This window comes from Bacillus sp. N13C7 (genome assembly GCF_026790065.1).
Taxonomy (GTDB): Bacteria; Bacillota; Bacilli; order Bacillales; family Bacillaceae; genus Bacillus.
Genome location: NZ_JALAMO010000006.1, coordinates 240,095 through 260,603, shown reverse-complemented (window position 1 = coordinate 260,603; position 20,509 = coordinate 240,095). Strand labels below are relative to the sequence as shown.

The following is a 20,509-nucleotide window of genomic DNA, read 5'->3' as shown; positions in this document are numbered from 1 at the left end:
TCTCCTTCTATTCTTATGGTGAACGTCAATTTTTGAATAAAAGAAAGGGCACACAATCTTTTCGTTGTGCACCCTGTTTTTTATTTTTTGCTGTGTTTTTTTTCGAGCTCTGCGTAGGCGTGGATAGCTCTTTTGGCAATGAGTTTATTGATCGGGTCGTGGTCGTTCGCTACAGAAGGAACAACAACACTAAATGCCACTTTTGGATTTTTCGACGGATAATAGCCGACAAAAGTTAGATTGTATGTGCTTTGCCCCCACCAATTACGGTTTGTTCCGTAATAAAATGTTTGAGCAGTTCCCGTTTTCCCTGATACATCTTCTGTAAACGTATTTTTAGCTGTCCCTGAAGAGGTGACTAATTTCATACCTGTTTGCACTTGCTGTATGTCACTTTCTGAGTTGTTAATTTTATTGAGAATGTTTGGCTTTCTTTGTTCAATGGTCTTCCCAAGGCCCTCTTTATTGCTGGGCTCATGGATACTTGTAACAATTCTTGGCTGAACACGGTAGCCCCCATTGGCAATGGATGAGATGTACTGCGCCATTTGAAGCGGTGTATATGTATCGTATTGTCCAATGGCCAAGTCTAATATTAATCCCCCTACCGCATCAGGTGTAGTTTGCATGCCGGCTGATTCCTGAGGCAGATCAATACCTGTCTTTACTCCCAGGCCAAACTGGCTGTAGTAATTTCTCATTTTGTTCAAATCCTTCTGATCAGCGGGAAGAGGTCCATGCGGCTTATACGTGACACCGGCAATGTGCATGGCAACATTAAACATGTATACGTTTGAGCTTTTTTGCAATGCGGTTAATTCGTTAATAGTTCCCATATTCATATAGGACTTCTTAGGCTTGTTACCGTTTCCTGCAAAATAAAGAGGTGTATCAACAAAATATTTATAATGCGGAATCCCGTCCTGATAGCCGGCAAGTACGGTGGCACCCTTCACTGCCGAACCCATTTCATATTGGGTCGTAAATGCGCCTATCGCATAATCTTGAATTTTGTTTGTTTCTAAATCTATCTTTTTTCCCGCCATCGACAAAATATCGCCGTTATTCGGATCCATCATCACGACAAAGGCTCTGTCAAGCATATAGTTCCCACGTGCACGGCTGTTTCTCACTTCTTCTTCAACGATCTTTTCCACTTTTGCTTGGAGCTCCATGTCGAAAGAAAGCTGAAGATCGTATCCCCTGCTGCCTTTGTCAATGGTTTTTTGGCTGACGACATTTCCTTTATTGTCTACTACGTATTGCACTTTTTCTTTATGAGAATTTAAATAGTCTTCATATTGATACTCTAAATAACTTTTTCCCACCCTGTCATTATTCGCATAGCCTCTAGTTAAGTAGAAATCTTTCCGGTCGCTCAGCAGGCCCTGATCAGGTGTCGTGACGCCCCCGAACACGGAATAGAGGGTTTTGTTATAAGGATATTTTCGTGTCCAATCGTTGACGATGTCGATTCCAGGAAGCTCCTCTAAATGCTCAGAAACAATTGAAATCTCATCATATGTTAAGTCATTTTTTGGCCGTTGCGTAGAGCTTTTCTTCTCATCAAGCAGCGTCCCGTTTTTTCCATTGCTATTGCTTTCATTTGGATTCATCGCTTTTACAATTTGAGGTTCGTAAGCATTTCCGCTTGAAAACCTTGTATATATCGCAGCGGTTTCCATTTCTTCGTCATCTTGCTGAATAGCCTTCAATTCTTCATCTGGAACACGCTCAACCTGGAGCTTGTAAGCCTGGTCCCCTTTCAGGTTGCTTTCCGATTCCTTTAGCAGAGCGGCAGCTTTTTTCGGATGAGATGCAATCCAGTAATCACGCAAATCTCTTTCCTTCAAAAATTCAGTATCAATATGAATGAAAGCAGCAAGCCGCTTCGCTGTTTTGATTTTATCTTCTGTTTTTGTGCTCGATGTTGAAACATACACAATTTCAGGCACGCTCTGGTTATCGACAGCCACTTTCTGGTTTCTGTCGTACATCTTCCCTCGCGGCGCCGGATAGTACGCTGTTTTTGCATTTGCTTTCTCAGCGTCTTCTTCATGCTGTTCGCCTTCAACAATTTGAACGACGCCAAGCTTAAAGATTAATGCAGTGAATAGAACAAAGACAGCAAGGAAAAAAAGGTTCATTCTGATTGCTCTGTTTCCTTTGCTCTTTTTCTTTGGTTCACGTCCTATTTCAGTCACTTCTGGTTACCCCTCTCAAATCATTCAATATATTTACATATACTGAGATTAATTGTAACACCTTTGTAACAGTTGTTACAGCAAAAAGGGATAAAAAAAACTGTCAACATAAAAACACATTAAAATTTAACTAACGATTCAAGAAAAAGGAAGCAATGTAACTGTACGATAAAATCATGATATCCAGCTAATTCCCTTCTCCTTAGCGATTTAGCGCATATACGTTACGAAAATGACAATCTCTATTTGTCAAAGGAAAGTGTTGGATTCTTTATGACAAAAAAGCTATGTTATGATTTTTCTGTAGAAACAAACAACTCTAGGAGGTTATGAACTAATGAAGAAAGCATTTATTTTATCTGCTGCCGCTGCGGTTGGATTATTCACATTCGGGGGCGTACAGCAAGCATCAGCGAAAGAACTCTCCTGCCAGCATGTGGTAACGGTAAAAACGGGGAACACTGTGCAAAACATGTCCCTTAACGATGCAGTGAAAAAACTGCATATGAAAACAAATATCAAAACATTAGACGCTGCAAACGAAAAAGAGATCAAGCAGCTTCTTCAAAAATATGCGAAGCAATCTAACATGAACATTCAGGATGTTCAAAAGACTGAAACTGCAAAACCTGCACAAAAAACTGCTGAAAAAGCAGCTGCTGAAAAAAACACTGCTTCTAAAGCACCAGCTGCTACTGAACACAACACCGCTTCTAAAGCACCTGAAGCTGAAAAAACAAACACAACTACATCTGCGCCTTCATCTGTAAGCGCCTATGAGAAAAAAGTTGTTGAGCTTACAAATGCAGAAAGACAAAAACAAGGGTTAAAACCTCTTCAAATTGATGAAACGTTGAGCAAATCTGCTCGCGCAAAATCTCAGGATATGAAAGACAAAAACTACTTTGACCACCAAAGCCCAACTTACGGCTCACCGTTTGATATGATGAAATCTTTCGGAATTAGCTACAAAACAGCAGGTGAAAACATCGCTAAGGGCCAAAAGACACCAGAGGAAGTTGTAAAAGCTTGGATGAACAGTGAAGGACACAGAAAAAACATTCTAAATCCTAACTTTACTCACATCGGTGTAGGCTACGTTGAGTCTGGAAGCATCTGGACACAGCAATTCATCGGAAAATAATAAATATCCTGTACGAGACAAGTAATCTTCAGCTTGTAGAGAAAACCATGTTTTCTCTACAAGCTTTTTTGTTTTTTATTTCTAATCTGTTTCCATAACAAGAAAAAGTTCCCGTATATCCAGCCCTGCTCGGATAGGTGTGTGATAATTTTCTTCATGTTTTGGCACACGGCTGCGAGGAAAACTCGTTCGGTCACTTCCGTTTTCCTTGAAACAGACAAACGATTTTGTCTTCCATACATGCGGGGTGATTTATATGATCGATGGCTTTTACAGTATGTGCAATTAACACCAAGTGATGGCGAAATAGAGGCTGCCGAGGTTTTCTCGACTGCCAGAGGAGCCAAAGAGTGGCTCCTCATTCTTTGATTAAGTTTAGTTTTCCTATTTTGTTACATTCTAATGCAAACCACACTGTTCCCTCATTATCACATCCAATTCCATGAGGTTCAGCATAAGGTGTATTGATTGTATATTCTTCAATTGTGTGATCAATTGTCAGCCTTCCTATTTTATTTGCCCCCCATTCGGTAAACCATAAATCAGATTTCACGCCTGCCACGATTGCATGGGGACGTGCATTTGGTGTAGGGATGTCATATTCAGTTATTTCACCGGAAACCGTAATCTTACCTACCTTATTACCCATTATTTCTACAAACCAAAGTGCATCATCATGCCCGTTTGTAATCCCTACTGGTCCTGCTGCTGGTGTAGAAATTGGAAATTCCGTTAACTCTCCTGACTCGGTTATTTTGCCTATAGCATTGTTCTGGTTTTCAGTGAACCAAATTGACTGATCTGAACCTACTGTAATAAAAGTAGGGTATGATCCTTGATTAGGTAGTTCATATTCATGAATCTTGCCCTCTGCCGTCAATTTACTTATTCGATTTCCATTCATCTCAGTAAACCAAATATCGCCGTTTGGACCTTCCGTAATTCCATATGGGGCGGAATTTGGATGCGGCAAAGGATATTCTATAAATTGCCCATTTGTTGTCAGTTTTCCTATCTTATTAGCTTCATTTTCGGTAAACCAAATATCTCCTTTTGAAGACACCGTTAAACACATTACTCTAGCATCAGGTGTCGGAACAGTGTACTCTTGAACTTGTCCCTTCTTATCAATACAACTAATCTTGTTTGCTTTATGTTGAGTAAACCATACCTTTCCCTCGGGTGAAACTGCTATTCCATATGGACCTGAATCAGAGCCTAGAATATTTATTTCCTGCTGTTCAAACTTCATATACACTCCCCCATTAAAAATGGTGTGCAAAAAAATGCCTCCTATTCTCATTTTTCTGAGATAGGAGGCAATGCATAGTTCATACCTAAGTAGGCTTGATCTTTAAAGCCACTTAGTCTGTACAAATAAAGAACATTACTTCATAATCCTATCTCAGAAAATCAATCAATAAACAAACCAAATAAGCATTCAGATCAACGAAAGAATTGTACTGAAACTGAATGAATATGTTAAGCTATTGATTCTTTCTCAAGTTAGTATTATTGAATCATGTTCTTATTTTCACCCTTCCGTATTAGTTAAAGCAACAGTAAAATAATTTTGTTAAATGAAAAAATGGGTATAGAAAAGGGTGATTTTTTAAGAAACAAGAATATAAAATAAATGCAGATCAGTGGCAACAGCATTGTAAACCGTATGCCTCAAGTTTTAATTAGAAAAGCTGTCAAGATTTTCTCGACAGCCTAATGGATCACTGTATGATTCAGATATCTTTTTTATTTCACCCAAAGCTTATATATACTTTGGGTTCCGCTGTTTTCTTCACCTTGTGCAGCGAGCTTGTCATATAAAGATTTTGCAAGTGACAAGCCTGGCATTTCTTCTCCCATTAATTCCGCTTCCTCTAGTGCAATTCCCATATCTTTTATAAAATGTTTCACATAAAAACCTGGCTCGAAGTCACCTTGCAGCATACGGGGAGCGAGATTTGACAGTGACCAGCTTCCGGCTGCCCCCGTTGTAATGCTTTTCAGGACATTTTCCGGCTGCAGGCCTGATTTTTGGGCATATGCCATCGCTTCAGCTACACCGATCATACCCGCCGCAATTGCAATTTGATTACACATCTTCGTGTGCTGGCCGCTTCCAGCCGGTCCTTGATACTGAATGTTTTCTCCCATTAAAGAGAAAATCGGCATACAGGCTTCAAATGCTTCTTTTTCCCCTCCAACCATTATCGCGAGTGTTCCGTTTTGTGCACCGATATCTCCGCCGGAAACAGGGGCATCTAAAGCGAACAATGCTTTTTCTTTGGCCGCTTCCGCAATCTTCTTCGCAAGCGAAGGTTTAGATGTCGTCATATCAATGAGATATGCGCCTTCTTTTGCATTTTCAATAATTCCGCCGCTTCCGAAATACACTTCTTCCACATCACTGGGATAGCCGACCATTGTAATGATAACGTCCGCTTCTTTAGAAAGATCTTTGACCGTTTCTTTCCATACCGCGCCTTTTTGCAGTATGCTTTCTGCTTTTTCTTTTGTCCGGGTGTACACCAAAACAGGATGGCCGTCATTGAGAATATGTGATGCCATGCTTTTCCCCATCACCCCAAGACCGATAAAACCAATTGTTTTTTTCAAGGTCATTCCTCCCAGATGTTTCGTTTTGATTTTAGCTAAAATTTATCATTTTCACTTCATTTTCTAGACTACCATATTCATTCTTTATATAGTAGAGTCTTAAAATAAAAAACTCCCCAAAACAAATCATGTTTTGGGGCTGTATTTGAATTACAATGTGAATTTTGCAATTGTGTTCATAAGCTCTTGGCTTGCATGTTTTAACGTTTCCGTTGAGTGTTTGACTTTATCAAGCGTGATTAGCTGTTCATCAGTTGATGCGTTCACTTCTTCTGCTGCAGCTGCCGATTCCTGTGATATGGCGGAAATGCTTTGAATGGCTTCAGAAATCGCAAGCTGTTCTTCACTCATCCTTTGAATTTCTTCGTAAATGTGATCAATGCCTTGTACCAGCGACTGCATTTCCGCAGTGATCGTGTTTAATACCTCTCCTGTCTCATGAATGGCACTGTTTTGTTCATCATTCATTCTGCTTGCCTCAACCATTGCGTGAGAGGCTTCTTTTGTCTCAAGCTGGATCAGCTTCACAGTCTCGCTGATATGCTTTGTAGAAAGGGCTGATTGCTCAGCCAGCTTCCGCACTTCATCGGCTACGACGGCAAAACCGCGTCCGCTTTCTCCGGCTCTGGCTGCCTCAATGCTGGCATTTAAGGCCAGCAGGTTAGTCTGATCAGATATATTCGAAATCGCTGTAACGACTTCTTCAATATTTTTTGTTTGATTTTCCAAATCCAGCAGCATCGTTTCAACCTTTTTCGTTTCCATGTTGGCTTCGTTTGACTTCATCAGCAGCTGGCCGAGCGCGTCAAGTCCTTTATAGCTTGCATCCTCAGATGATTTTGAGCGTTCTTTCATTCCGCCTGCCTCCTGAGCGATTTGTCTGATTTTCGTTGACAGGCTTTCTGATTTTTCGTTAATGGTTTCAACTTCAGAAGCCTGTTCTGATGCCCCTGCAGCTACTTCTTCAATCGCTTTTGCAATTTGTCCGCTTGTTTCATTTGTTTCCGCAGAGACAGCCGTTAATTGCTCAGAGGTATCAGATACTTTCCCTGAAGAAAGTCTCACTTGTTCAACCATTTCCCTCATATTTTCAACCATCTGGTTAAAGTCATTTGTTAAAATCCCGACTTCATCCTTGGATTTTGATTCAGCGTGCACTGTTAAATCGCCTGCGGAAACTGCCTTCGTTTTTGCAATCAGCTGCTGTATCGGACCGGTTATCGTTTTGGCCAGGAAGTAGCTGAGAATAATTGTGATGATAAGCGCAATCAATGATATCCAAAGATTCGCCCGATTCATTTTATCTGAAATCCACATTAATTGATCGGTATCAAATTGTGTGCCGACTTTCCATCCCGTTTCCCCAATCGTTTGGTACACAACCATTTTCCCATCCACATCCTGTATCCCTTTTTTCTCAGATGCAATGGTTTGCAGTGTTTGATCCTTTGATATATTTTTTCCTTGGTTTGACGGATGGGCCAAAAGATTGCCGCTTGCATCAGCTAAAAAGGCAAATCCATTGTAAGGCACCTGTTGCTTATTGACCATGCTCTGGATAGCAGAGAGCTTCAAATCGTAGCTGGCAACCCCTATCACTTTTTGCCCGTCAAGGATCGCTTTCGATGCAGTCACAATCATATCTCCCGTCACGACATCTTTATAGGGCTCTGTCCAAACAACTTGATCAGGGGTTTGAGCTGCAAGCTTATACCACGATCTTGAGGTCGGATCATAATCATCAGCAAAATCGGCTTTCGGATATGTAAACATTTCTTTTTTCGCGGTGCCTATGTAAGCCAACGCAACATAATCATCGTTATCTTTGATTTGTTTAATGTCATCGTTAAACAGCTGAGAAGCTTCTTTACTTGGTTTTGTTACAAATGTATGAGTTAATTCCCCATTAGCCAATCTTGATAACGAAATAGCATAACTCTTTAATTGCAATTCAATATTTTGTTCAAGTGACTGCGTCACGTTTTGAGTTGTATTTTTCCCATCCTCTGTAATCAGCGGTTTTAGCGTCAGATAAGAAGACAGCATTAAAAGAACAACTGTGACGATTAACATAATCGAAACAAAAACAGCAATCTTCATGTGAAGTTTTTTAAACAAACCAATCCCCTCCTAATTTTTATATCGGTCCTTTTGTTTTAAAAATGAATAATGAAGTAATAAATTATATGAACACCGGAATATATTTACTGAAAATTCAATCCTCATTATCATGGAACGACAACACAAGGAGGGGTGATGATCATACTAAAACAAATGTACGTGCACAACGGCAGAAAATTTGAGGTTCTGACCATCCGTAACTATTCAGAGACTGACATAAAGGGGCTGATGTCACTTCAAAGAGAATGTTTCCCCCCTCCGTTTCCTCAGGAATTGCTGTGGTCAGGGGAACAGCTTGACAGCCATATCAAAACCTTTCCGGAAGGCGCTTTGTGTGCGCTGATCAATGGCAAAATTGTCGGTTCTATGACTGCTCTTATCGTACATTTTGAGCCTGAGTCACCTGACCATACATGGGCGCAGGCGACAGACAACGGATCTATTAAAAATCATGATCCTCATGGGAATACTTTATATGTAGTGGATATTTCAGTTTCTCCTCAGTATCGAAAGCTTGGAATTGGAAAATGGCTGATGAACACGATGTATGAGCTGACTGTTGACAAACGGCTGGAGCGTCTTCTCGGCGGCGGGCGCATTCCTTTTTATCATAAATGCGCAGGTGAGATCAGCGCTGTACAATACGTTGAAGATGTAATAGAGGGCAGAAAAAAAGACCCTGTGCTGTCCTTTCTCCTGCACTGCGGCCGTTCTCCGATTCGAGTAGTCAGCAATTATTTAGAGGATGAAGAATCATTGAATTTCGGTGTTTTAATGGAATGGAAAAATCCTTTTTATAAAAAAACGAGCTGTTCATCAAAACAGCCCTTTTAAGTGAAATATTCGATTTTCGCATTAGGGAAGTAGGTATCGATATAGGATTCAAGCGCTTCCCGCAGTGCGTGCTCTTCATCTTTCTGATAAATGTACTTACCGATTCCGTAACGGCCCCATTTATAACGCCGTTTTTCTTCATCTAGCTCAAGCTTTGTCTTCGGATAATTCTTCTCGATAACCCGTTTGGCCGGTTTTGTAAAACGGTGCTGAATTAATTCAAACGTAATATCATGCCTGACATCCTCCGGCAAAGCGGCATCAAGTTTTTCAAACAAATGTCTGTACCCTTCTTCCCAGCCTTCATGAATATAAATCGGTGCAACAATAAAGCCTAGCGGATACCCTGCTTTTGCAACCTTTACGGCCGCTTCTATCCGCTTATCAAGAGGTGAGGTTCCCGGCTCAAAGTTTTTAATCACATAGTCAGCATTAATACTGAATCTGAATCTCGTTTTCCCGTTATGCTTTGCATCTAATAGGTGATCGACATGATGGAATTTCGTTACAAACCTGAGCTTTCCGAGCTCGCTTTGTCCAAAATGTTCAATGGCGCGCTTCAGCGTGTGTGTGAGATGATCGATTCCTACAATGTCTGACGTACATGAAGCCTCAAACCTGGTGAACTCTGGTGCGCGCTCCTTCATATACTTATCTGCCTGATCCAAAATCTCTTCGACGTTTACATAAGTTCTGATATACGGCTTTGACCCCATCGTTGTTTGCAGATAGCAGTAATGGCAATGCCCCATGCAGCCTGTTGCAAACGGTATGGCATATTCAGCCGAAGGTTTGGAAGAATCAAATTTTAATGTTTTCCTGACTCCGATGACTAAGGTTGACTTCGCATTGCGATATTGCTGAAGGTGGTTTTTTCCGGGAATATTACGCACCTGATTGTGGGATGTCGTTTCTCTGATTTCAATGCCCATTTTCTCAAATTTATCATGTAATTCCTGGGCCAGCGGATATTCCAGCGCTCTCGGTTCAATATACACAAGCTGCGGAACAAATGGGTTCTGCATAATGCCACATCCTTTTCCTTTACTACCGTTACTTTTCACATAAGACGGAAAGGATATGAGTTGTAATGATTTCCTTGTTACTCATACGGATCAATATCAAATAGTTCTTTGTAGAGTGATTTGGCTTCTTCATAGCTTGCAAACACAGCATCGTCCTCAGCAAACGGATGATAGGTTTCATAAATAAACAGGGAAAGCTCACCTTCATGGTATGGATGGTGCACAATTTCAGCTTCCTTTATGTGGGCAACATTGGCGGCGTGCGGATTTCTGTAAATAACGTAAACTGTATCTCCTGCGTTAAATTGGTTTGACATACTATCCCTCCTAGCCATGTTATTGTGCCCTTCTATACCCTTACTTATGAAAAAAACCAGACAGGCCGGAGGCCGTCTGGTTTTTGTATATTACTTGAATGTTTCTTTTACGAACGCGACAACTTCTTCTGTCGTGCTCATAGATAAGATTTTCTCTTTGAATGACTCAGCTTCTTGTTTAGACAATTTGCTGATTTGTGTTCTTGCCGGAAGGATAGACGTTGCGCTCATTGAGAACTCATCTAAGCCTAGGCCGAGAAGGATCGGAATCGCAATCTCGTCTCCTGCCATTTCTCCGCACATGCCAACCCATTTACCTTCTTTATGTGCCGCTTCAATTACAAGTGTAATTAGGCGAAGGATCGCCGGATTGTATGGCTGATACAGGTAAGATACACGTTCATTCATACGGTCAGCTGCCATTGTGTATTGGATCAAATCGTTTGTTCCAATACTGAAGAAATCAACTTCTTTAGCAAACTGATCAGCGATGACTGCAGTTGACGGAATTTCAACCATCATACCGACTTCAATATCGTCAGATACAGCCTGTCCCGCTTTTACAAGCTTTTCTTTCTCTTCAAGAAGGATCGCTTTTGCTTCTTTGAATTCGTTAACTGTCGCAATCATAGGGAACATGATTTTCAAGTTTCCGTATGTACTTGCACGAAGCAGCGCGCGAAGCTGTGTTCTGAAGATTTCTTGCTCTTCAAGGCAAAGACGAATCGCTCTGTATCCCAAGAACGGGTTCATTTCTTTAGGAAGCTGTAGGTAAGGAAGCTCTTTGTCTCCGCCGATATCAAGTGTCCGCACGACAACTGATTTTCCTTCCATACGCTCAAGAACCGTTTTATAAGCATCAAACTGCTCATCTTCTGTAGGCAGCTGATCTCTTCCCATGTAAAGGAATTCTGTACGGTAAAGGCCAACTGCTTCTCCGCCGTTTTCAAGAACGCCTTTCACATCATCAGGAGTACCGATGTTCGCTGCAAGCTCTACATGATGTCCGTCTTTTGAGACAGTCGGTTCATTGACTAGCTTCGCCCACTCAGCTTTTTGGGCCAAATAAGCATTATGTTTTTCTTCATACTCTTTTACAGTTTCCGCAGATGGGTCAATAATGACATCGCCATTGATGCCGTCAACGATAACAGTCACGCCGTTTTGGATCGTGCCTGTAGCCGCTTTCGTTCCGACAACTGCAGGAATCTCAAGAGAACGCGCCATGATGGCAGAGTGAGAAGTGCGTCCGCCGATATCAGTTGTGAATCCTTTTACGAACTCACGGTTTAATTGAGCTGTGTCAGACGGTGTTAAGTCTTCAGCTACAATAATAACCTCTTCTGAAATCATGCTTGGGTTTGGAATTTCAACGCCAAGCAGGTGGCCGGTTACGCGTTTTGTTACGTCGCGGATATCTGCCGCACGCTCTTTCATATATTCGTTGTCCATTGATTCAAACATGGTAACGAACATAGAAGACGTTTCTTTTAAAGCGAATTCAGCATTCACTGAATCAGTGCTGATTTTTTCTTTCACAGGGTTCAGAAGCTCAGGGTCACTGAGAACTAAAAGGTGAGCAGAAAAAATATCAGCTTTATCCTGACCCAGTTCTTTCAAAGCGTGCTCTTTGATTTTTTCGAGCTCTTCTTTTGAACGTGCAATCGCTTCATCAAAACGGCTTACTTCCGCTTCAGAATCAGAGATGTTTTTCTTTTCAACCGTTAAATCTGGCTCTTCAAGCCGGTACGCTTTTGCAATCGCGATGCCGGCTGAAGCACCAATCCCTTTTAATTCTTGCATTACTCGCCGAGTCCTTCGCTTTTCATTGTTTCTTCTAAAGCGTTAAGAGCATCGTTTTCGTCAGCGCCAGTAGCAGAGATTGTGATCTCAGCACCTTTAGCGATACCTAGAGACATAACGCCCATGATAGATTTAAGGTTAACTGTTTTGCCGTTATATTCTAAATTAACGTCAGCGTCGTATTTGCTTGCAGTTTGTACTAGAACTGTCGCAGGACGAGCGTGGATTCCAGAATCTGCAGTTACTTTAAATGTTTTTTGTGCCATTTTTATCATTCTCCTTTTAACTTAAAGCTTTATTACTTCACAATATTATATCATACAGCCGTACTTGTCATCTGACAAGCACAGCGTACTAACACCTTATTTTTCAATCTTCACAATATCTTCTTGTTCTCTGTTGACTGAGCCGCTTGCTTTAATGCTGACTGTTTCTCCTTCAGCAAGGTTCGTAAATACAATCGGTGTCATGAGAGATGGTACATTCGGTTTGACTGCGTCCAGATCAACTTCAAGAAGTTTTTGTCCAGGCTCAACGCGGTCTCCCTCTGATACGAAAGACGTAAATCCTTCGCCCTTCAGGCTGACAGTATCAATACCAAAGTGGATCAAAATTTCTCTTCCGCCGTCAGATTGCAAGCCGATCGCATGTTTCGTCGGGAATACATTTAGAATTTTTCCTCGCACCGGTGATACGACAATTCCTTCAGAAGGAAGAATCGCAAAACCGTCACCCATCATTTTTCCTGAGAAGACTTGGTCAGGAACATCAGTAATCGGGTGAATTTCCCCGGCAATCGGAGAAACGAAAACTTCCTCGCCGATTTCATTTTGCAGCGGTTCTGCAATCACTTCTTCAACCTGCTGTCCTACTTCTTCTTGAGCAGATGTTTTCGGTTCAGGTCTAGGCTTGCGGCCCGCAATAATGTCCTGCATTTGTGTTTTCAAACCGTCAGAACGCGGTCCGAAAATAGCCTGAATGTTGTTGCCGACTTCCAGCACCCCGGAAGCACCAAGCTGTTTCAGACGGTCTTTATCAACCTTTTTCTGATCGTTTACAGTCACACGCAGACGAGTGATACAAGCATCAAGGTGTTTGATGTTTTCCTGGTCACCCATTGCCTGCAGGATCTCATAAGGAAGATCTCCCGCTTCACCTGTTTTCCCAGCTGCTGCTGTTTCTTCCGCAGCATCCTCGCGTCCCGGTGTTTTCAGATTAAATTTGCGGATGGCAAATCGGAATCCGAAGTAGTAAATGAGCGCAAGTCCTAAGCCGACAGGGATGACAAGCCACCATGCCGTCCGGTTCGGCAAAATGCCGAATAGGAAGTAGTCAATTAAACCGCCGGAGAATGTCATACCAATCTTCACATTCAACAGCTGCATGACCATGAATGAAAGTCCCGCGAATACACAGTGAATCGCAAACAGGACAGGGGCAACGAATAAGAATGAGAATTCCAATGGCTCTGTGATCCCTGTTAAGAAGGATGTCAAGGCCGCTGAACCCATAATACCTGCAACGAGTTTTTTGTTTTGCGGTTTTGCTTCATGATAAATCGCAAGCGCCGCAGCAGGCAGACCAAACATCATAAATGGATATTTACCAGTCATGAACGTACCTGCTGTTAACTGTACGCCGTCTTTAATCTGCGCCATAAAGATACGCTGATCCCCGCGGATGATTTCTCCTGCTGCACTCTTGTAGCTGAAGAATTCATACCAGAACGGAGAATAGAAAATGTGATGCAAACCGAATGGAATAAGCGAACGTTCAATCACCCCGAAGATGAATGCAGCAAGGGTTGGATTCGCTTCCACTAATCCTGTTGAAAAGGCATTCAATCCATGCTGGATCGGAGGCCAGATCACTAACATAATAAGACCCAGAATCAGTGCAGAAATTGACGTCACAATCGGAACGAAACGTTTACCCGCAAAGAAACCAAGATATTGCGGCAGTTCAATTGTGTAAAATTTGTTGAACAATAATGCAGCTAATACACCGACGATAATACCGCCGAACACGCCTGTCGCCAATGTAGGTATCCCCAGCATGTTTACATATGCAGGATGGTTTTCCGTGAAGAACTTGGCTCTTTCAATTGAATCAGAAGGAATGGTTCCGTTTGCAAGAAGAACCGCACTCATGGATACGTTCATCACCAGATAACCGATAATCGCTGCAATCCCTGCAACTCCATCACCGTTGGCAAGCCCGATGGCTACACCCACTGCGAAAAGAAGCGGAAGGTTATCGAAAACAATTTGCCCAGCGCTTTCCATAACACCTGCTACGAGCTGTACATTGTCATTGCTCAAGAAATGAAGGACTTGAATCATGTCCTTATTTTGCATCGCATTTCCGATCGCAAGCAAAATACCCGCAGCCGGCAGGATTGCAACTGGAAGCATAAGCGCACGCCCAATTTTTTGAAGAACGCCGAATAATGCTTTAAACATAAGAATTGACCTCCTCTTTTTACTAGTCTGACCTTACAGCTAAAAATCATGACAACGAATTCACAGGCGTAAGTCTTCCAGTTTAACCGTTTACATTTGCCCTTTTACACAACAAAAAGGGCATGAGCAAAATTGGGTGCACAAAAGAACGAGAATGAACTTCCCGTTTTTTCCCCTCAATCACTCATGCCTGATCGGATCAGTAACACGTTATAAGGTTAAACTGAATTTATGAAATTTTATTGGTTAATCGGTACAGATGAAGCGTCAGATAAACCGCTTCCGCCTCATGAACTGGTTTCTTCAATGTTTGCTGCAAGATTTTAATCAATTTCCAAGCTGTATTGTAGCATAGCGGATATTCATTTTTCAATAACAACATTAATTTTTCTGGTTCTTTAGTCGGTTCTTCTTTTTTAATTCTTTCTATTGTAAATCTGATATGCCGGATCAGCCGCAAATAGTTGACACTTTCCTTGTTTACTTTCATTTGAAACGAGTCTTCAATCACCTCAACAAGCTGCGCCATCAGCTGCGAGTGCTGATTGACTTCGGACAACGGACGGTTTGTCAGGGCTGAATGGATATGCAGGGCGATAAAGCCGATTTCTCCTTCCGGTAAGCAGATTCCCGCTTTTTCATTGATTATATCTATGACTTCTTTAGCAATTTGGTATTCGTCAGGATATAGTGACTGAGTCTCCATTAAAAATGGATTTTTCATATCAAAGCCCTGCTGCTGTCTTTTAATCGCAAATGCGATATGGTCTGTCAGCGCAATGTGAATATGTTCATTTAATGAGTGGTTAGTCCTATTGCTGATGTGATAAATGACATCGTTTGAAATATCAACGAGCTTTTCATCAACATAGTCAAGGAGCTTTTTAAACTGCTTTTGTTCCTTCTCGTCCTTTAAAATGAACATTTTATCGTAGCCTTTATCTTCAATGACATCATCTTGTTTTTTTCCGAAACCAATACCTTTTCCGATTAAAACGACTTCGCTGTATTTATGATGAGAAGCAATTAATACGTTATTATTCAGTACCTTTTTCACTGTGAAGGACCCATTCACGATCCTCAGCTCCTTTTGTCATTCAATACATCATATCGTACATAACGAACGGAATGCACGTCAAACCTTTTTTCGATGCTTTCACTAAACAGTCGATCTTTTGATGAGACGGTAATCCAGAACCTTCCTTCCGATTGACTGCCCTTGAATTCTTTTTTGCAGCATGGCAAATGCCTGCTTTCCCATTTCCCTTGTCTGAATATCGATCGTTGTAATACCAAGCGCTTGGCTGATTTCATGGTTATCAACGCTTAGGATTGCAAGTTCATCCGGTACCGATACCCGCTGGTTCTTTGCTTCAAGAAAAAGCCCTGCTGAAACCTGGTCATTGGCAACAAAAATAGCCGTCGGCTTTTCCTTCCACTTTTTCCATTTATGAAAAAGCGCCTTGCCATCATTGATTGTAATCGCTTTCTCAACTACCCATTCTTCACGAAATACTTCTCCGATCTCTTCCAATGCTTCTTTATACGCTTTAATTCGAAAATGGCTGTTCATGCCCTTTTTCCTTGCCAAGCAGATCGCTATTTTTGTGTGCCCTTTGGCAATTAAATAGTCTAAGCCATTCCGGAATGCTTCCCGGTGAGGAATGCTGATGGTTGGAAAACGGCTGATATCTGAATTCTGGCAAAGCAGTATCGGTCCCTCCCATTCCATGAGTTTCTCATCAGCAAGCGCCTTTGAGCAAAAAATCAACCCGTCAACCTGGCGTTGCTTTAATTGGGACAACGCAAAGATTTCTTTCTGTACATCATAGTTTGTTTGGAATAAAGAGAGGTGAATTCCTGATTCTGCGGCTGCGTCAGCTATTCCTGCAATCAGCTCGGCAAAATAAGGCAGGTTAATCGTCGGCAAGACAACACCAATCATGTTTGAAAATCCTTTTGACAGGTGCACAGCGTGGATATTTCTCGTGTACTCCAATGCCTCCATGGCCTCAAGCACTCTATTTCTTTTGTCTTCGCTGACGTAAGGGTGATTGTTTATGACTCTGGAAACCGTTGTAACGGAGACACCGGCTTTTTCTGCAATGTCCTTAATATTCGCCATAGATTCCCTTCTTTCTAAATTCCCTTGATCTGGAATGCGTTTCATACAATATGATAGGGACGTACCAGACATATTTTGTGTTTTTAGCTGAAAGGAGAAGATCACATGGGTTTCTTCATTTTAATTGGATTATGTCTGACTGTTCTCGGCGGCAGTTGTCTTGCTGTAAAACCTCTCAACCAAAAACATGAAATTAAACCCTTTCGAACATTTGATGATTTTTTTATTTAATGCAGATAAAAAAGGACGATGTCGAGAACAAAGTCCTTTTTTATTTCTATTACGGCAGTATGATTAATTCCTTCGGATATTGGGTCAGGGCAACCGCTCCGTCCTTTGTTACGTGAACGTCATCCTCAATGCGCACGCCGCCAACTTCAGGCACATAAATCCCCGGTTCGATCGTGTAGACCATGCCTTCCTGCAACAGTGTATCGTTGGCTTGGCTCATAGATGGGTACTCATGGACAGAAATTCCGAGCCCGTGTCCAAGCCGGTGAGGAAAATAATCTCCGTATCCCGCTTTTTCAATGATGCCGCGCGCAGTTAAATCAAGGTCACCGATTCTGACACCGGGCTTGCTTGCCTCCATCGCGGCTTTTTCTGCTTGAAGCACGGTCTCGTAGATCTCCTCTTGCTTCGGATTGATGGACTTGTATGCAAACGTTCTTGTAATATCAGAGCAATAGCCATCAAGAATAACACCCAGATCAAATAAAACAAAATCACCTTTTTTCAATGTGGCTGTACCCGGATTTCCATGAGGCTGGCCTGATTTTTCTCCGAATAAAACCATTGTAGAGAAAGACATGCCCTGAATTCCTTTTTTCTTCAGCTCATACTCAATTTGAGCGAGCACTTCCACTTCACTGATGCCCTCTCGCAAAGCGGCTGTGCCGACTTCAACACCGTAATCAGCAAGCTTTGCCGCCTCTTTGAGCAAACGAATTTCATTGTCGTCTTTAGTCAGGCGAAATTGATTAAGTGTTTCTTCTGCTGAAACGAATTGAGCCCCGCCGGCCGAATGCTTCAGCTGTTCTGCGCGTGCTAGTGAGATTGAATCCTTTTCTACCGCAAGTGTATGTATGCTGACATTCCGCTTTTTCAAGGCTTTCTCTATCAGTTCCCACGGATTTTCGTGATCTGCATAGCCAATAATCTCATGATCCCAGCCGGCGCTGCGGGCCTGGTCTGCTTCCATTCCCGGGCAAACGAAGAAAGGCTCCTCTTCTTGAAAAATAAATAAGCCCATTAATCGTTCATGCGGCTCTGTGTAAAAACCAGTTAAGTAAAAAACATTTTCTTTCGTATGAATAAATGCGGCCGTATGCCCCGCTTCCTTCAGCCATGAAGAGACGCGCTCTATTCTATTCACTTTTTGTTCCTCCCTGCCATTTGCAATGCTTTGTTCTGTCTTTCATTGTAACAGGTTTTGCAGGTCTTTGCCTTTCGCGGCGCCTTCATTTTCACCCCTTTTATTTTCCGCCTCTCATCCTGTATACTGGGAGTAGAGTTCAATCGCAGGGAGTTGTTCCGTTTGCTGATGAATTTTTTCAGACGAAAAATAGTTATGCTCTTAACGGTTTTGGGAATTTCCGCTCCTTTTATCGGTATGAAGTTGGTCGGCTTTTATTATTACAGCTCTATCCTAGGCTGTGCTGCGGGTTTTCTCTGCTGCATTCTCGCGCTCATTATTATCACGAAAAGATCTGATAAAGACAAAAAAGAAGGCAAAGCTTGATACATAAAAAAACCAGCAGCCCGATTGGACTGCTGGTTTTATTTTAAAAGTCTTAACCCGTTTAAGATCACCAAAATCGTGCTTCCTTCATGACCGATCACCCCAAATGGCAATTCCATCACCTGCAAAAAGTTCGCGCAAATCAGCAGGCAGATCACGCCTAGAGAAAACACAATATTCTGTTTGACAATCCTGTTCATTTTCCGTGACAGGCTGCACATGTTTACGAGCTTTTTCAAATCGTTTTGCATAAGCACCATATCAGCGGTCTCAAGAGCGACATCTGTTCCGCCGCCCATCGCAATGCCGACATCCGCCGCCTTAAGTGCCGGTGCATCGTTTATTCCGTCACCGACCATTGCAATCGTTCCGAATTCTTCCTTTAACCGTTTGATTTCATTTACTTTTTGGTCAGGCAGGCATTCTGCCGCAACAGTTGTCATGCCGGCTTCCTTCGCTATCGCTTGGGCCGTGTCCTTATGATCTCCTGTCAGCATGGCTGTTTTAATCCCAAGCCGGTTCAGTTCCTCCATGACCTCTTTTGCTTCAGGCCTGATTTGATCTTTCAGTGCGATACAGCCCGCTATTTGATCATCCTTTTTCACAAATACAATCGTGTGCCCGCTTTGAGTGACATCTGATGCTGCTTGTTTTATAAATTGCCCTGCCATTTCCGCGCCGATAAAATCTGCTTTGCCGATCTTCCATTTTGCTCCCGACACTTCAGCCATAACGCCAAACCCTGATGTTTCTTCTATCGATATGTAGCCGGACTGATTCACGCCGCGGCTTTCAGCGTACGCTGTTATCGCTTGCGCGAGCGGATGGCTTGATTGCGTTTCGATGGCATAGACAGCCTCAAGAACCTCTGATTCACTGAATCCTTCTGCGATTCTGACAGTCTCAACAGCAGGCTGTCCTTTTGTCACAGTGCCTGTTTTGTCAAAGGCGATCATTTGCACAGAGCCGAGCTGCTCAAGAAAGACGCTCCCTTTAACAAGCATACCGTTGCGTGCGCCATTTGAAATCAAGGAAAGCGCCGCCGGCATAATAGAGGCAACAAGCGCACAAGGTGACGCGACAACCATAAACACCATTGCGCGGTAGAAGGTTTCACTCCAGCTCCAGCCAAGCGCAAAGTGCGGAACGAATAATAAGAGCCCTACTGCGATCAGCACACCTTTTACATAGGCATTTTCAAATCGCTCGATGAAAGCCTGTGCGGGTGACACACTGCTTTGCGCAGATTCAACCAATCTGATAATTTTTCTGAATAACGAATCTTCATTGGCTTTCGTGACACGGACCGTCAAGGAGCCGTTGCGATTCACAGTTCCCGTAAACACAGCATCGCCGGTGCTTTTTTCTACAGGCATTGATTCGCCTGTTAATGCTGACTCGTCAAGGCTTGTTGAGCCCGTTTCAATGACTCCGTCGGCCGCTACACGTTCTCCAGGTTTGATCACAATCATATCTCCGGCCTCTAAGTCCGAAACCGGAACTCTTTTGGTTTCGCCATTGACCATCAGTGTTGCTTCTTCAGGCTCAAGCTGCATTAAAGAAGTTAAATCTCTGCTGCTTTTATTCATCGTGTATGTTTCTAAAGCTCCGCTTAAGGAAAAAATAAATATTAAAATAGCACCCTCTGCCCAGTATCCGATCAAGGCGGAACCAATGGCAGCGAAAATCATTAAAAGCTCTACATTCAGTGTTTTGGATTCGAGCGTTTCTTCGATTCCTTCCTTTGCTTTAGCGAATCCGCCGATCACAAAAGCCAGCAAGTAAAGCGTTACTGATAATACTTGATGTCCGGATAAGAGCCAGCCTGCCAAAATAAGAGCGCCTGACACAAGTGCTGCGATAAGCTCAGCATGCTGCACCCAGTTTTTCTCTCTCTGTCCTGTATTTAATGGCTCGTGCGGATCTTGTTGAACGATAACTTGTTCATTCATATCAAAATCTCCTCTCTAATTGAGAACGCAAATCATCTTCATTTCTCTTATAAAAACAAAATCGCCGCCCAAAAGGCAGCTATATCGTCAGTATCTCTTGATGTCTATCTTTATTATAGCATGCGTGAAGAGAATTTCAATTATAATTATTTTAATTCCTTCTTG

Annotated in this window: 16 protein-coding genes; 3 read left to right on the top strand and 13 right to left on the bottom strand. The window is 42.4% G+C overall.

All coding sequences use genetic code 11. The features are described from left to right. Positions 1-80 precede the first annotated feature (80 nt). On the bottom strand, positions 81-2,204 hold the full coding sequence (locus MOB98_RS08115; protein WP_268362207.1) for a peptidoglycan D,D-transpeptidase FtsI family protein: 2,124 nt from the start codon (positions 2,202-2,204) through the stop codon (positions 81-83). Positions 2,205-2,541: 337 nt separating this feature from the next. On the opposite strand from MOB98_RS08115, the gene MOB98_RS08110 reads away from it, so the two are divergent. Continuing rightward, positions 2,542-3,348, top strand: a complete 807-nt coding sequence (locus MOB98_RS08110; RefSeq protein ID WP_268362204.1) for a CAP domain-containing protein — start codon at positions 2,542-2,544, stop codon at positions 3,346-3,348. A 358-nt stretch (positions 3,349-3,706) separates the two neighbouring features. Here the strand turns inward: MOB98_RS08110 and MOB98_RS08105 are convergent, their stop codons facing one another. The 3 genes from MOB98_RS08105 to mcpC form a co-directional block, all read right to left on the bottom strand. After that, entirely contained in the window at positions 3,707-4,600 is an 894-nt protein-coding gene (locus MOB98_RS08105) for a Virginiamycin B lyase (protein ID WP_268362201.1), read from the bottom strand. Between the two features lie 497 nt (positions 4,601-5,097). Then, positions 5,098-5,964 (bottom strand): NAD(P)-dependent oxidoreductase, encoded by an 867-nt coding sequence (locus MOB98_RS08100; RefSeq protein WP_268362200.1) that lies wholly within the window; start codon positions 5,962-5,964, stop codon positions 5,098-5,100. A 150-nt stretch (positions 5,965-6,114) separates the two neighbouring features. Continuing rightward, positions 6,115-8,082 (bottom strand): methyl-accepting chemotaxis protein McpC, encoded by a 1,968-nt coding sequence (gene mcpC, locus MOB98_RS08095; RefSeq protein WP_268362198.1) that lies wholly within the window; start codon positions 8,080-8,082, stop codon positions 6,115-6,117. Between the two features lie 138 nt (positions 8,083-8,220). On the opposite strand from mcpC, the gene MOB98_RS08090 reads away from it, so the two are divergent. Further along, entirely contained in the window at positions 8,221-8,919 is a 699-nt protein-coding gene (locus tag MOB98_RS08090) for a GNAT family N-acetyltransferase (RefSeq protein ID WP_268362195.1), read from the top strand. Here MOB98_RS08090 and splB read toward each other — a convergent pair. The 8 genes from splB to papB form a co-directional block, all read right to left on the bottom strand. Beyond that, on the bottom strand, positions 8,916-9,944 hold the full coding sequence (splB, locus tag MOB98_RS08085; protein WP_268362192.1) for a spore photoproduct lyase: 1,029 nt from the start codon (positions 9,942-9,944) through the stop codon (positions 8,916-8,918). The two genes, MOB98_RS08090 and splB, sit on opposite strands and share 4 nt — an antisense overlap. A gap of 77 nt (positions 9,945-10,021) precedes the next feature. Next, a complete protein-coding gene (gene splA / locus MOB98_RS08080) occupies positions 10,022-10,261 on the bottom strand; it encodes a splAB operon transcriptional regulator SplA (protein ID WP_003218644.1) in 240 nt (79 codons plus the stop codon). 90 nt (positions 10,262-10,351) lie between these two features. After that, positions 10,352-12,064 (bottom strand): phosphoenolpyruvate--protein phosphotransferase, encoded by a 1,713-nt coding sequence (gene ptsP, locus MOB98_RS08075; protein WP_003218638.1) that lies wholly within the window; start codon positions 12,062-12,064, stop codon positions 10,352-10,354. After that, a complete protein-coding gene (locus MOB98_RS08070) occupies positions 12,064-12,330 on the bottom strand; it encodes a phosphocarrier protein HPr (protein WP_003218637.1) in 267 nt (88 codons plus the stop codon). The genes ptsP and MOB98_RS08070 overlap by 1 nt, the downstream gene beginning before the upstream one ends. A gap of 96 nt (positions 12,331-12,426) precedes the next feature. Further along, complete coding sequence (gene ptsG / locus MOB98_RS08065) at positions 12,427-14,526, bottom strand: PTS glucose transporter subunit IIABC (RefSeq protein WP_268362190.1); 2,100 nt, start codon at positions 14,524-14,526, stop codon at positions 12,427-12,429. Between the two features lie 229 nt (positions 14,527-14,755). Further along, a complete protein-coding gene (gene glcT, locus MOB98_RS08060) occupies positions 14,756-15,601 on the bottom strand; it encodes a glucose PTS transporter transcription antiterminator GlcT (protein ID WP_268362188.1) in 846 nt (281 codons plus the stop codon). Between the two features lie 84 nt (positions 15,602-15,685). Further along, positions 15,686-16,651 carry a LacI family DNA-binding transcriptional regulator gene (locus tag MOB98_RS08055; RefSeq protein WP_268362186.1) on the bottom strand — a complete coding sequence of 322 codons (966 nt, stop codon included), beginning with the start codon at positions 16,649-16,651 and terminating at the stop codon, positions 15,686-15,688. A gap of 280 nt (positions 16,652-16,931) precedes the next feature. Then, the gene (gene papB, locus MOB98_RS08050) at positions 16,932-18,026 is read right to left on the bottom strand and encodes a di/tri-peptidase (RefSeq protein WP_268362184.1); all 1,095 of its coding nucleotides are present in this window, start codon (positions 18,024-18,026) and stop codon (positions 16,932-16,934) included. Between the two features lie 162 nt (positions 18,027-18,188). On the opposite strand from papB, the gene MOB98_RS08045 reads away from it, so the two are divergent. Continuing rightward, positions 18,189-18,392 carry a hypothetical protein gene (locus MOB98_RS08045; protein WP_268362182.1) on the top strand — a complete coding sequence of 68 codons (204 nt, stop codon included), beginning with the start codon at positions 18,189-18,191 and terminating at the stop codon, positions 18,390-18,392. Positions 18,393-18,430: 38 nt separating this feature from the next. Here MOB98_RS08045 and pfeT read toward each other — a convergent pair whose 3' ends face one another. After that, positions 18,431-20,344, bottom strand: coding sequence for a metal-transporting ATPase PfeT (pfeT, locus tag MOB98_RS08040; RefSeq protein ID WP_268362179.1), 1,914 nt, complete (start codon positions 20,342-20,344; stop codon positions 18,431-18,433). Positions 20,345-20,509 lie beyond the last annotated feature (165 nt).